Origin of the sequence: uncultured Cyclobacterium sp. (assembly GCF_963976465.1) — a bacterium.
Taxonomy (GTDB): domain Bacteria; phylum Bacteroidota; class Bacteroidia; order Cytophagales; family Cyclobacteriaceae; genus Cyclobacterium.
In genome coordinates this window covers 1-14246 of sequence record NZ_CAXBOC010000078.1, presented here as the reverse complement: position 1 = coordinate 14246, position 14246 = coordinate 1, and the positions used below count along the sequence as shown (strand labels likewise).

Sequence of the window (14246 nt, the reverse complement as noted above, 5' to 3'; positions counted from 1 at the left end):
GATAAATTTGCCCTGTCTTCCAATTATATGTGTGGACGCTTCAATCATACTTCTGATAGAAATGGCTTAAAAATCCGGGAGAAAGCAAACCTTTTTTACCTTACTTTTCAAAAAAAGTTTCCGTTAAAAAAAGGATGGTTGCTGGCAGTGGGCACAGGTATTGGGTACTATCTGGAGTACAGTAATGATGAAATAGATCCAATTACGCAAATCACTGAATTCTACAGGGATTTCACAATGCCTTTAGAATTAAATATCAATAAAAATATCGGGAAAAACCTTTATGGGGGCATTAAATCAGGCTTCTTTCTAACTCCTTTTTACGATATTGGATCATTTCATTTAGGACCGGAAATTCGGTACCGTTTTTAATATCAATTCATGAGCAAGCTTTTAACAATTGCAGGACTTTTGTTTTGTACGATGGGTGGGCTATCGGCCCAAAATTTAGACCTGCATTTTAACCTTGGCCATTTTACTATTACTGATCAAAGGGCCATAGAATTACCAAGTGTTGGATTAAATGCAAACCTGGGCTTTTTTTATCAAGTAGATAATCACTGGTCCATGGGAGTTTCCCTTAATCGTTCTTGGAACAATTATTATCGAGAATCTATGGCTGGGACACCTGTAATGGGTATTCCATTACCTCTAAACGGAACACTCACTTCAGACCATTTTTCATTCATGGTAAATAGAAAACTAGAACTTCCATTTTCTATTTTGCTAGAGGGAGGAGTTGGAATAGGTATGTATGTGGATCGGAATAATTACTATGAACCTGTATATTTCAATGAGGACAAACAGGAATACCGTGGTTTTTTTAATGTAGACGATTATACACAAGGCATCACTTTTCCTGCTCAATTTAGTTTGCGGAAAGAATTCTACAACAAATGGAGTATAGGAATTCAGGGGGCCATTTATTATGATCATTTTTTTAAAAGGAGAGGCAAGTATTTTGGCCCTAGGTTAGGGTTTTATCTTTAAGTTATAACAGATAAAAGGGTATCAGTGTTCTTTATTTTCTCAAGTAAAAAGTCCATTGACCACATTCCCGGCAACATCCGTAAGCCGGTACCTTCTTCCTTGATGCTTAAAAATCAATTTTTCATGATCCACCCCAAAAAGATGCATAAGGCTGGCATGGAAATCATGCACATGTACCGGGTCTTTGGTGACATTGTATCCAAAATCATCCGTTTCCCCATAAGTAAAACCCGGCTTCACTCCTGCTCCGGCCATCCACATGGTAAAACAGCGAGGGTGATGGTCTCTCCCATAATTATCGGCCGTCAATGTTCCTTGACTATAAACCGTTCTTCCAAACTCTCCACCCCAAACGACCAAGGTATCTTCAAGCAGTCCTCTTTGCTTAAGATCCTTAATCAATGCCGCACTTGCCTGATCCGTTTTGGCACATTGATTTTTTATTCCATTGGGTAAGTTGCCATGCTGGTCCCATCCCTGATGGTAAAGCTGTACAAATTTTACATCCTTTTCTATTAGCTTCCTAGCCAAAAGACAATTGGCCGCATAGGTGCCGGGGTCTCTACTTGACTCACCGTACAAATCAAATACCCAATCAGGTTCATCAGACATATCTGATACCTCAGGAACTGAGGACTGCATACGGAAAGCCATTTCATACTGAGCAATTCTGGCATTGATCTCTGGGTCTCCATAGGTATCGTATTGAAGGCCATTCAAGGTTTTTAAGTAATCCAGCATTTCTTTACGGTCATTCCCATCATAATTTTCCGGATTGCCCAAGAAAAGTACCGGGTCTTTTCCCGATCTGAATTGAACCCCTTGATGTTGAGAAGGCAAAAACCCATTGCCCCAAAGCCTTGCATACAAGGGCTGATCCCTCACTGCGTCTTTGGATACAAGGACTACAAAACCCGGTAAGTTTTGATTTTCAGAACCTAGACCATAGGATAACCAAGCGCCCATGGAGGGCCTTCCGGGCAACTGATGGCCGGTTTGCATAAATGTAATGGCCGGGTCATGGTTAATCTGTTCGGTGATCATGGATTTAATGAAACAAAGCTCATCGACCACTTCGGCCATATGGGGCATCAGTTCACTCACCCAGGTCCGACTCTTTCCATACTGCTGAAACTTAAAGCTGGATTGAGCTACCGGAAAAATACTTTGATTGGCACTCATACCGGTGAGGCGCTGGCCTCCACGGATGGACTCCGGAAGGTCTTGTCCATGCCTATCACTTAGGCCCGGCTTATAATCAAAAAGATCCAACTGTGAGGGTCCTCCACTTTGAAAAAGATAAATAATTCGTTTTGCTTTGGGCGCATGATGCGGAAGGCCGGGCAAGCCTGAGCCGAGCATGGTACCCGTTCCTTTGGCCATAAGTCCATCACTGGAAAATAGGGAAGCCAAAGCCAATCCTCCCATTCCCATGGCTGTTTTGGTAAGAAAATGCCTGCGGTCTATCTTTTTCTCCAGCTCATGAAGCTCCGGATAAGCCTGAAATTGATGTTTTTTATGGTGATCGCACATAATGAATTATCTTTTAGTAATGGTAGCGTCAGCGTTGAGTATGGCACTAGCTACCACGGTATTGGCCGCCCACTCATATTGGTCCGGGCTTTTTTGCACAGGATAAGCCCCGGTATTGAGCCATCCATCCATTTTCTCAGGAGATTTTTTAAACTTTTCTAGTTCTGCTTCCTTTAAATTTAATAAAACTGCCAGTTCTGCATCTTTAGGAAACCTACCCGTGAGCTTTCGAAAAGCATTTTGAATGGCTTTGCCGGTATCCTGTTCTGAAGCTATCTGCATGCCCATCACTTTTGCTATTTCCACATAAATGGGATCATTCATTAGCACCAAGGCTTGAAGGGGCGTGTTGGTTTCCTGTCTTTTAATGGTCGCTTCTGATCTTTCCGGTGCATCAAATATATGCAAGGTGGGATTAGGCACAGAACGTTTCCATAAGGTATATAAACTTCTCCTGAACAGGTTTTCGCCGGTGTCTTCTACATAGTGACCACCATTAACAGACCATAGTCCTTCAGGTTGATAAGGTTTGACACTTGGGCCTCCAATCTTTTTTCCTAGCATACTGCTGGCAAAAAGCGCATTGTCTCTGATCATTTCACCTGCCATCCTTCCGGAAGGGCCCCGCGCCAGCCATGTGTTGTCAGGGTCCTTTTCTTGTAAATCATTTCCGGCCAAAGAAGACTGTCTATAAGTGGCAGACATCAATATCATTTTCTGCAGTTTTTTCACATCCCAACCGGAGCTTCTAAAAGTTACCGCCAACCAATCCAATAACTCCGGATGACTGGGCATTTCTCCTTGGTTCCCAAAATCTGAAGAAGTAGCGACCAGACCTTTACCAAAAAATTGCTGCCAAAGGCGGTTTACTGCCACTCTTGCAGTCAGCGGATGTTTTGCATCTACCAACCACCGGGCCAGGCCTAGCCGGTTTTTTGGATAATCTTCCGGCATGGGCAGAATGGACTCCGGTGTGCCGGCTTCAACTTCCTCACCATGGGCTGCATATTCTCCTCGCTCCAAAATATAAGTGGGTCTCGGGGGATTCATGTCATCCATTACCATTACTTCTTGTATAGGCTCCACCTCGGCAGTATGTTCGCTTCGGGCTTTTCCTAATACCTTCAATTGTTCCTGATACCTTTTTGATACATTGTGCCAATAGAAAGCTTCCAGGCCTTTCTTGTCTACTGTACTTAATTCGCTGGCTTTTTTGTTGATCAGCTGAGCAAATTCTTCAGGTTGTAACCATTCAAGAATTTCCAAAGCTGTCAATTCTTTGTTGAATATTTGGAGCTCATCCACAGCCGCACCTTTTAGCCCTCTTCCTCTCCATACAGCCCCTACCTGAATCCCGGGTTGATTATTACCTGCGAAAAGTATGTCTTTGTACAAGTTGTCTCTGGTCATTTTAGCAGGCATCAATTTTCCATTGGCGTAGGTTTTTATTCCCTCCGCTTTGGAAGAGCCATCATAGCCCATCAACAAATGAACCCACTGGTCTCTAGGAACGTCCTCAATGGTCAAGTTACTAATGACATTATAAGGGGAAGTATGGGCAAGAATCATTTCCAATTTATTGTCCTTCAAATACAAGTGATAACCACGCCTATTGAACAATACAGCTCCATTTCCGGTGTGGAAAATAACTCCATTTTCTAAGACCGACGGAATGTTCACCCATATCCCAACACTAAAAGGCTGATCCTTAGAAAAACTACCTACGCCTCCCATCTTCAACCAAGAATCGCCATTTAAGGAAGCAGCCTTGCCTTGGTAACCTTCAACCAATTCGGGCTGTTTACTTTTTTCTCCGGTGCTTTCCATAATACCTCTAACAGAAGGATTTATCTTGTCTTGCAAAGGGGTTTTGTCAAAATCAAAATGTGAAATTAAGGATTGAGATGGATTGAAAAAGCGGGTATTTTTGTAGGATTCATTATTGATCCAAGCTTCAAAATTGGCCTGCTCTTCAATTTTTATCGCGGACAAGGTCTTTTCTGCTTGGTTTATATCGGCCTTCAACATCTTTAGCAGGTTGTCTTTTTCTTCATCTGTCCAAAGCATGGTGGGTACAGGCATTGCATTGTCCCAGGAAATCTGTCCTGCTTCATCTACTTGATTGAAGAAACTGCTAAGTTGGAAGTATTCTTTTTGGCTAATGGGGTCAAACTTATGGTCATGACACCTCGCACATTCAAGACTTAGGGCCATAAAAGCTTTGCCCAGCGTATTGGTCCTGTCTGCAACATATTCTACCCTAAACTCTTCCTGAACAATCCCTCCTTCCATGTTTTGAGGATGGATGCGATTAAAGGCAGTGGCCAACTTTTGATTTTTTGTGGCATTTGGCAGTTGATCACCGGCCAATTGCTCAGTGATAAACTGATCATAGGGCATGTTCTGATTGTAAGCAGCTATCACCCAATCGCGCCACGGCGACATGTCTCTAAACCTATCTACGGTATACCCATGGGTATCGGCAAACCTGGCAAGATCCATCCAATACAAGGCCATTTGCTCTCCATAATGGGCTGAGCTTAGCAATCGATCAACTTGCTTTTCATAGGCGTTTTCCGAACTGTCAGCCAAAAAGGCATCCAATTCTTCCAAACTTGGGGGCAGCCCGGTTACATCCAAGCTTAATCTTCTCAAAAGTAATTCTTTGGTGGCAGGGGGACTGGGTTCAAAACCATGTTCAAAAAGTTGCCTGCCTATGAAAAGGTCAATGGGTTGGTTGGACCAATTTTGGATTTTAGGTAATGGAATTTCCGGTAATTCCGGCGTTATGAATGCCCAATGGGGGCGGTATTCTGCACCGGATTGGATCCATTTTATTAGAATTGCTTTTTGCCTGTTGGTTAGCGTCAGGTGAGACTCAGGGGTAGGCATTTGGAAATTGGGGTCTTCTGAAATGATCCGATGAAAAACTTCACTTTGCTTCAACTTCCCGGGGCTAATGGGAATTTTACCACTTTCCTTTGTGGCCGCATAAGCAGCCTCAGGAAGGTCAAGCCTCATTCCCGCTTCTCTTGCAGCCTCATCGGGACCATGGCATGAAAAGCAATTGTCAGAAAGGATTGGTTTCACATGGATATTAAAATCCACTTGCTCCGGAAGTTTATCCATTTCCTGAGCTATAGGTTCCGGCAAATTGGGCTTACAGGAGCATGCCATCATTACCAGTAATAAATGTATCCATCTAATCGACATTGTATTCCTTGGGTCAATTATTAAGTGTAAAAATAAATTTAAAGGAAATTCTTAACTATTTCAATTATACCAATAATAAAAAAAGCATGTTATGTGCGGATAGAAAAGTGGTACAAAACAAAAAAACCTGTTCAATTGAACAGGTTTTTTGTTTTGATGTGATCCCGCTGGGGTTCGAACCCAGGACCCTAACATTAAAAGTGTTATGCTCTACCAGCTGAGCTACAGAATCATTATTGCAATTATTTGACTCCCTTTTTCAAGGTTTAATATCAAAAGATTCCTTGGTTTTTCGCCTTAGTTTCCCGTAATTGGACTGCAAATTTAAAGGACTATATTGAAAATGCCAAATCTTAGATGGATCTTTCTTGTTTTTTTATCAGCTTTATCACTGGTTTACCCGCATCAGGCTGATAGTCAGGTCGAGGGAAAAACAAGTCTTTCGACTGCCGATAGTTTATTTTCAGAAAAAAAATACAAAGAGGCTTTAATAGTCTATGAAAACATTCTTTATCAAGAAAATGCCTACTCTCCGGCCATGCTAATAAAGATGGGCTTTATCTCTGAAGGTTTGGGGGATTATGGGAAAGCATCTCTTTACCTTTCCAAGTATTATGATTATAACCCAAACCCTGAAGTCATTGATAAAATCAAATCTTTGACCGGACAAGCATCCCTGGAGGGTTATCAAATTTCTGATCAAGACAGGTTTCTTCGGCTATTATTGGATTATAAGACCATCATTACCGGAACTGCTGCTTTATTAATGTTGGTATTTTTAATCCTGGTATTTGTTTTTCCTTCCAAACGAACGGTTTTCTATTACCCTGCAATGCTGTTTTTGATCATCACCTTTGCCTCCAACAATTTTTTGCACAAACCTGATACAGGCATTATTACAGGTGGACCGGTGCTTATCATGGACAGCCCTTCTTCGGCGGGAAACTTGATCAGAAGAGTGGAAGCAGGACATCGCGTCACCATTTCATCCAGTAAAGACATGTGGTATGAAATTGAGTGGGGAAACAATACGGCCTATGTTCGCAAAGCGGACATTTCAAAAATCTAATGACAATTTAAAAAAAGGCTTGAACGGAGCTAAGTTTTTAACATAATCAGGCTGTTGGGATATTTAGAACCTAATAGAACGCCTATCTCAGCTATGCACTAAATAGTTAAATTGAAAGCGTCACTTTGCCCAAGGCGTCTATTATGATAACTTGTTAAATGCAACTGAAAGCGTAGTACTCCTTAATTTGGCTTTTTTTTGAAAGAGTTGGCTATAAGGAATCAAGAGATTGATCCTTTTCTTCTATTTCTTCATCCATATCAGGATCTACCATACTTAGAATTTCTCCAGGAGATAGGTAAAGTGCTTCAATTTTTTGTTTATAAGCCAAAGGAATTTGGTCATGGTTTAATACAAAGTTTTTGGTGGCAATAATTTTCTCACCAAGACCATGTGCTACCGCATAACTATCAGCAGCTATTTCTGCTTTGGTAATAAAGGCATTAGAAAGGTAATATTTCATGCCAAAGCCTAGAAGGTTCAATGAACTCCTATTCAAATAATCCTGAATATGCCCCAACTCATGTCCAATCCAACCTAAAAATACATCTTTTGGCAGATCTTCGATTGGTATAGGGTTGTCTTCCAAAAAAAGATACCTGGATATTTTTATTTTATAGGAGCGGTTGCCTTTGGAATGCTTAAATAAAGAGCCGACTTTCGGCTGGGCCTGCATTACCGATCCACTGATATTTTTCTTGAACTGAAAATCAATTTTGGTATTGATTAGGTCCGGAAAATAAGACAAGGCTTCTAAAGTCAGTTCCCGTATTTCACTGGGAATGATCTTATTAGTCGCAAATTTTTCAAATTCTCCGTTTGAATCCTGTGAAACTTCAGTTACAGTAAGCATCTCTTTTTTGTCATACCTATCACTAGAATTGTAGATGGACATGAGGTTTAAAGAAATTATAATATTCAATATTAAATATATCATGTTTTACACCTGGTTTATCCTTGTATAATACACAATATCATATAGCATTCCAAAAATTTATGCATAAAAAAATCCCGCCTAGGTAGGCGGGATTTACAATTTTATCACTTAATGGCTATCAAATAGCCCAAGCTCTGTCTCCTTTTTTATAGTCAATACAAGGTTCATACCTACCGGGTGTCTCCACAAACCTTAAAGCTTGAGTAGCTCCAATCTCTGAAGTAAAATAACCCAATAGTGTCAGGTCTTTGATCATAAGGATATACTTGTCCTCCTTATTATCCTCAGCATCAGGGTTCATGGCTCTTTTATTCACCTGATTAAGAAAGTCAGTTCTTTCTTCTACCGAGGCATCCATAAAGTCCTTCTCAGTGTCGGCTTTAAAATCGTGTTTCAACTTATTAAGACCATTGATAAAGGATTTCTGTTGTTCTTCAGTATAGGTGGATTTCACCATCATGGCCATAAATGAACCTATTCCTGCAGCCTTGGCTCCCGGAGTATCGGTAGTAGGAATAATGGCCTCTCCGATTTCGTCCATATAAGCCAATTCCTCTTCGGAAAAGTCCAGTCCTTCAATTTGTTTATCGGGAGCACAGCCTGTCAATATCACATTGGCTCCAACCATGGTACCTCCCATCATTAGTACCACGCTTTTTAGTGCTTCTCTTCTATTCATAAAATTCATAACGCTTCAATTTGGGTTTACAGGTTACCTTTTTTCAATTCTTCCACAGCAAAACTAGCTGCTCTTGCGGTCATGGCCATGTATGTCAATGAAGGGTTTTGCGCTGCTGCAGAAACCATGGCTGCACCGTCCGTTACAAAAACATTTTTGGCATCCCACACCTGGTTATTGCCATTTAAAACAGAAGTTTTAGGATCTCTTCCCATCCTTGCTGTACCCATCTCGTGTATACCTTGTCCAAAAGTATATCCGGTATCATAGGTAGTAACATTTTTTACGCCTGCTGCTTCTAGCATTTCTGCAGCATCGTTTTTCATGTCAACCCTCATTTTTTTCTCATTTTCATGGATTTCAGCATCCATCTCCAATACAGGTATTCCCCACTTATCGGTAACCGTCTTGCTAAGCTTAATGGTGTTGCTGTGATAAGGAAGGATCTCACCAAATGCTGTCATGCCTATGGTCCAATCTCCCGGCTCGGTAAGCTCCGCTTTTAAAGGGGCGCCAAAATCCAATTCAGCAACTGTTCTGCTCCATCCTTGTCTACTTGCTCCTCCTTGGTATCCAAAGCCCCTCACATAATCCCTGCTTTCGTTTCCTAAGTTTCTGTATCTTGGGACATAAAACCCTCCAGGCCTTCTTCCAAAATAATACTTGTCATCAAAGCCTTCGACCACACCTCTTGCTCCTAATCTGAAATGGTGATCCATTACATTGTGTCCAAGCTCTCCCGAGCTACTTCCCAATCCTTCCGGCCATATATCAGTAGCAGAACGCATTAAGATAGCTGAGGAATTGAAAGCTGAAGCACAAAGAAATACAATTTTTGAATTGAATTCGTAGGTTTTATTGGTTTCTCCATCAAGAACTTCTACACCTGTGGCGCGCTTGTTGTCTTTGTCATACAGCACTTTGGTAACGATAGACCAAGGTCTCAAGGTAAGGTTTCCTGTAGCCACCGCAGCAGGAAGTGTAGAAGACTGGGTACTAAAATAACCACCATAAGGGCAACCTAGAGAACATTTGTTTCTGTATTGACAGCCCGGTCTGCCCGGAAGCGGCTGACTAATATTGGCTGTTCTTGCATTGGTCATTACCCTTGCTCCCTTAAAATGATCTTTGATCCGGTCTGCCACGGTCTGTTCTACACAGTTCAATGGCATGGCAGGCATAAATTCACCATCAGGAAGAATATCCAGTCCATCTTTATTTCCGGAGATACCGGCAAATTTCTCTACATAACTGTACCAAGGGGCCAGGTCCTTATACCTGATGGGCCAATCTACAGCAATTCCTTGCTTGGCATTTGCCTCAAAATCCGTGTCTGCCCATCGGTAACTTTGTCTCCCCCATAACAAGGAGCGACCTCCTACTTGATAACCTCTAAACCATGTAAATGGCTTCTTTTCTACATATGGAGAATCATCCTCATGCGCCCACCAGTCAAGGTTTAACTCATTCAGGACATAGTCCCTTCTAAGGTTAGGGTGGTTCTCCAACATCTCAATTGTCCGCCTACCTCTGTGAGGCACCTCCCAAGGTGCCTTGGTAGCGTTTTTATAATCTTTTACGTGCACTACGTTCGGACCTCTTTCCAGTAGAAGTACTTTTAATCCCTTCTCTGTTAGTTCCTTTGCCGCCCATCCGCCGCTGATCCCTGATCCAACGACAATAGCGTCATAACTTTGATTAGCCATATGCTTCAATTGTTTATTTTAGGTATTGCAATACTATTGATATTTATAAAGAAATGGTATGATTTTTCCATTTACCTATATACAACAGTTACTATTTATAAACGCTCTAAATTAGTTCCTATTTTTTCCTTCATGAGCCTACTTATTTTTCTACCTCATCGCCATTCTTCAAGCTATTCCTTTCAGCAGAGGCTTTAATGAAATCGTTATCCGTAAAAAAGACAAGAAAGATTATGGTAACCACCAGGGCTATACCTGAAGGAATCAACCAAATATTTTTCCAAACATGATCCCCATTCTCTAGCAAATAGAAATCTGAAACTATTCCTGCAATCCAAAAACCTATCAACATACCTATGCCGTAGGTGGCCAATGTAATCAAGCCTTGGGCAGAACTTTTATATTTCGGTCCGGCTTTTGAATCGGTATAAATCTGTCCGGAAACGAAGAAGAAATCGTAACAAATCCCATGTAATGCTATGCCAATTAGTAACAAATAGGTGCCCTCACCGGCATCACCAAAAGCAAACATTACATACCTGACTACCCAAGCAAGCATACCCACAATCAAGGTGGTCTTTAAACCAAATTTCTTAAAAAAGAATGGCATCAACAAAAGAAAAAGCACTTCCGAAACTTGCCCTATGGTCATTTTACCGGTAGGGTTAGTTAAACCCACTTCGGATAAGAATGGATTGGCATTCTGATAGTAAAAAGCCAGAGGGATACAAATAAGAATGGAGGAAAGAAAGAAAATAGAAAAATCCTTGTCTTTCAATAATTTAAGCGCATCTAAACCAAGTATTTCTGATATTGATTGTTTTTCATCCTTATTGGCAGCGACCGGAGGAGTTTTGGGAAGGCTAAAGGCAAATAGCCCTAAGACAACGGAAGAGATAGAGGACATTAAAAAGGTATTGCTGAGCATTCCTTCACCTATAGAAGCTGAACTATCCCAAGTAAAGAAAAAACTTATCATTAAACCGGAAGCAATCCAGCCTACTGTACCCCAAACGCGAATCGTGCTAAACTCTTTGGCAGGATCCTTCATCTGATTGAAGGAAACCGAATTGACCAAAGCCAATGTGGGCATGTATATAATCATGTAAATTAGCACATAGGGATAAAAGGCGACAAAACTTTCTGAAACATACATCATGTACATCAAAACTGCTCCGATTAGGTGGGAAATCCCTAATATCTTTTCCGCATTAAAAAACCTATCTGCTATTAATCCTATAATAAATGGCGCAACAATAGCTCCAATTGATTGGGTAGAAAATGCTGCAGCCAACTGGCCACCATTGGCCTGAAGGTTATTGCCTAAAAATGTTCCTAAAGTTACGTACCAGGATCCCCAAACGAAAAACTCTAGAAACATCATGAGGGAAAGCTTAAACCTGTTATTTAATGTCATATTTATTGGTCTGTTAGTGGTAAGTTTGATGGGATTTAGTCAGGGACGGTTATCAAACATTCTATAGAATTATTTAAAATTTAAGCCAATTTAATGTAAATTTATCACTTCAGAAAGCAAGCATACTATTTCTCATTTTCCTAAAAAATATTTTAATCAATTTACAATATTTGTAGATTCATTTTAATGCATTAAAAAATTAAAGGGTAAAAGGGGATATTAATCAATAAAAAAACCAAAGACCACAAGAATGAGTAACAGAAAACTTAAAATGGGGATGATTGGCGGTGGACCTGGATCCTTTATAGGTGCTGTCCACAGGATTTCAGCAGCAATGGACGGAATCATTGAATTGGCCGCTGGCGCATTTAGTAGTAATCCGGAAAAATCTGCAGAAACCGGCAAAGAACTTTTTCTCCCTTCTGAAAGGGTATATGGCTCATATGATGAGATGTTTGAAAAAGAATTGCTACTCCCTGAATCTGAAAGAATTGATTTTGTAGCGATAGTTACGCCCAACCATGTACATTTTGATCCTACCAAAAAAGCCCTGGAAAATGGTTTTCATGTGGTTTTGGATAAACCCATGACCTTTAGCTATGAAGAAGCGAAAGAACTCAACAAAATAATCGAACAAACAGGCTTATTGTTTTGCCTAACCCATACCTACACGGGCTACCCAATGGTCAAGGAAGCAAAACATTTGATTGCTACAGGTGTTATTGGTAAAGTGAGAAAGGTATACGTAGAATATCCTCAAGGCTGGCTTTGGAATAAACTTGAAAATACAGATTATAAGCAAGCCATTTGGAGAACAGACCCTAGCAAGAGTGGTATTGCCAATTGTATGGGAGATATAGGCACCCATGCATTTAACCTGGCAGAATACGTCAGTGGATTAAAACTGACCAAACTGTGTGCTGACCTCAATTGTGTAGTTGAAGGCAGGACTCTTGATGATGATGGAGCCGTTTTATTGAAGTTTGAGGGTGGGGCCTCAGGCGTTTTGATGGCTACTCAAATCGCTCCGGGGGCTGAAAACAACATCAAGATCCGGGTTTATGGTGAAAAAGCCGGGCTGGAATGGGAGCAGGACACTGCCAATTCCTTAATTGTAAGACAGCCTGAAGCACCTGACCAAATTTACCGAGCAGGAGGCAATATTCCTTACCTTTCTTCTTCGGCTTTGGAAAACGTAAGAACTCCGGGAGGCCATCCTGAAGGATACCTTGAGGCTTTTGCCAATTTATACAGAAACTTTGCCAGGTGTCTTTATGCCAGAAAAAATGGTGAGACGCCTAAAAAGGAATGGGAAGACTATCCGGGGGCTGAAGATGGATTGCGCGGAATGGCATTTGTTGAGCATGTCGTGAAAAGTAGTAATTCTAATGAAAAATGGACTAAATTTGAACTTTAAATAACCAAAAACTATATGAAAACCATTAAAGGACCAGCCTTATTTTTGGCTCAGTTTGTAGATGATAAAGCCCCATTCAATAATTTAAAAGACATTTGTGCCTGGGCTGCAAGTATAGGATACAAAGCCGTACAAATTCCTACATGGGATGCCAGGCTCATTGACCTTCAAAAAGCAGCTGAGGACTTGGACTATGTAGCACAAATAAAAAATACTGTAAAAGAGGCCGGTGTAGAAATTTCTGACTTTTCCACCCATTTGCAGGGCCAATTGGTGGCAGTAAGCCCGGCATACAATGAACTTTTTGATGCTTTTGCTCCTGCTGAACTGGCCGGTGACCTGAAGGGCAAACAGGAATGGGCAACCAACCAATTGATGATGGCTGCCAAAGCAAGTAAAAATTTCGGCTTGACTACTCACGGTACTTTTAGCGGAGCTTTGATGTGGCATACTGTTTACCCCTGGCCTCAGCGTCCTGCCGGTTTGGTAGATACCGGTTTTGAAGAATTGGCAAAACGATGGTTACCTATTTTGGATGAGTTTGACAAATATGGCGTGGATGTTTGTTATGAACTACACCCAGGCGAAGACTTGCATGATGGGGTCACTTTTGATTTATTCCTAGAGAAAGTAAATCATCACAAGAGGGCCAATATTCTTTATGACCCAAGTCATTTTGTATTGCAATGCCTGAATTATGTAGATTTTATCGACATTTATAAGGATAGAATCAAAATGTTTCACGTCAAGGATGCAGAATTTAATCCTACAGGAAGACAAGGAGTATATGGAGGCTATTCCAGCTGGATAGAAAGGGCAGGAAGGTTCCGTTCACTTGGTGATGGGCAAGTTGATTTTAACGCGATATTTAGCAAACTCTCTCAATATGACTTTGATGGGTGGGCAGTCCTAGAATGGGAATGTGCCATTAAGCATCCGGAAAATGGAGCAATTGAAGGAGCTAAATTTATAAGTGAAAAAATAATAAGAGTAACCGAAAAAACCTTTGACGATTTCGCATCTACCGGAATGGATGAAGGTTTAAACAAAAAATTATTGGGAATTAATTAATCTAACTATTACAAACCATGAAGTTTAATTTAAATTTAAGTATGGCATTCATTGCCAGTGCAATGGTAGCCGTTTCTGCATGTGGAGGCTCCGGAGGTTCAGAGTCTGCATCCAGCGAAGGCACTACCGCACCTCCTCCGGCTCCTGTAGAGGAAATCAGTCTTGAAGAGAAGTACAAAGATGATCCAATTTTCATCAAAGGTTCTGAATTGAT

10 protein-coding genes, 1 tRNA gene and 2 pseudogenes are annotated in these 14246 nt (G+C 41.0%); 6 read left to right on the top strand and 7 right to left on the bottom strand.

Annotated features, from left to right (window positions below):
- Positions 1-372 (top strand): annotated as a pseudogene (locus AAC037_RS06535) (hypothetical protein); the annotation flags it as partial.
- A gap of 9 nt (positions 373-381) precedes the next feature.
- Positions 382-990: a hypothetical protein gene (locus AAC037_RS06530; protein WP_339902228.1), complete on the top strand. Its 609-nt coding sequence runs from the start codon at positions 382-384 to the stop codon at positions 988-990.
- A 39-nt stretch (positions 991-1029) separates the two neighbouring features.
- Here the strand turns inward: AAC037_RS06530 and AAC037_RS06525 are convergent, their stop codons facing one another.
- The 3 genes from AAC037_RS06525 to AAC037_RS06515 all read right to left on the bottom strand — a co-directional run bounded on the left by AAC037_RS06525 (position 1030) and on the right by AAC037_RS06515 (position 5968).
- Entirely contained in the window at positions 1030-2523 is a 1494-nt protein-coding gene (locus AAC037_RS06525; RefSeq protein ID WP_339902227.1) for a DUF1501 domain-containing protein, read from the bottom strand.
- Positions 2524-2529: 6 nt separating this feature from the next.
- On the bottom strand, positions 2530-5736 hold the full coding sequence (locus tag AAC037_RS06520) for a DUF1553 domain-containing protein (protein ID WP_339902226.1): 3207 nt from the start codon (positions 5734-5736) through the stop codon (positions 2530-2532).
- A gap of 159 nt (positions 5737-5895) precedes the next feature.
- Positions 5896-5968 (bottom strand) — tRNA-Lys (locus AAC037_RS06515).
- A gap of 111 nt (positions 5969-6079) precedes the next feature.
- On the opposite strand from AAC037_RS06515, the gene AAC037_RS06510 reads away from it, so the two are divergent.
- Positions 6080-6805: an SH3 domain-containing protein gene (locus AAC037_RS06510; RefSeq protein WP_339902225.1), complete on the top strand. Its 726-nt coding sequence runs from the start codon at positions 6080-6082 to the stop codon at positions 6803-6805.
- A 211-nt stretch (positions 6806-7016) separates the two neighbouring features.
- Here AAC037_RS06510 and AAC037_RS06505 read toward each other — a convergent pair whose 3' ends face one another.
- From AAC037_RS06505 to AAC037_RS06490, 4 genes are all read right to left on the bottom strand, one after another.
- On the bottom strand, positions 7017-7700 hold the full coding sequence (locus tag AAC037_RS06505) for a hypothetical protein (RefSeq protein WP_339902224.1): 684 nt from the start codon (positions 7698-7700) through the stop codon (positions 7017-7019).
- Positions 7701-7860: 160 nt separating this feature from the next.
- A complete protein-coding gene (locus AAC037_RS06500) occupies positions 7861-8421 on the bottom strand; it encodes a gluconate 2-dehydrogenase subunit 3 family protein (protein ID WP_339902229.1) in 561 nt (186 codons plus the stop codon).
- Between the two features lie 26 nt (positions 8422-8447).
- Positions 8448-10127, bottom strand: a complete 1680-nt coding sequence (locus AAC037_RS06495; RefSeq protein WP_339902223.1) for a GMC family oxidoreductase — start codon at positions 10125-10127, stop codon at positions 8448-8450.
- A gap of 142 nt (positions 10128-10269) precedes the next feature.
- Positions 10270-11544 (bottom strand): nucleoside permease, encoded by a 1275-nt coding sequence (locus AAC037_RS06490; protein ID WP_339902222.1) that lies wholly within the window; start codon positions 11542-11544, stop codon positions 10270-10272.
- A gap of 250 nt (positions 11545-11794) precedes the next feature.
- Between AAC037_RS06490 and AAC037_RS06485 the strand changes: the two genes are divergently transcribed.
- The 3 genes and pseudogenes from AAC037_RS06485 to AAC037_RS06475 form a co-directional block, all read left to right on the top strand.
- Positions 11795-12961, top strand: coding sequence for a Gfo/Idh/MocA family oxidoreductase (locus tag AAC037_RS06485; protein ID WP_339902221.1), 1167 nt, complete (start codon positions 11795-11797; stop codon positions 12959-12961).
- 15 nt (positions 12962-12976) lie between these two features.
- Positions 12977-14032 carry a sugar phosphate isomerase/epimerase gene (locus tag AAC037_RS06480; protein ID WP_339902220.1) on the top strand — a complete coding sequence of 352 codons (1056 nt, stop codon included), beginning with the start codon at positions 12977-12979 and terminating at the stop codon, positions 14030-14032.
- Between the two features lie 17 nt (positions 14033-14049).
- A pseudogene (locus tag AAC037_RS06475) lies at positions 14050-14246 on the top strand (cytochrome C); the annotation flags it as partial.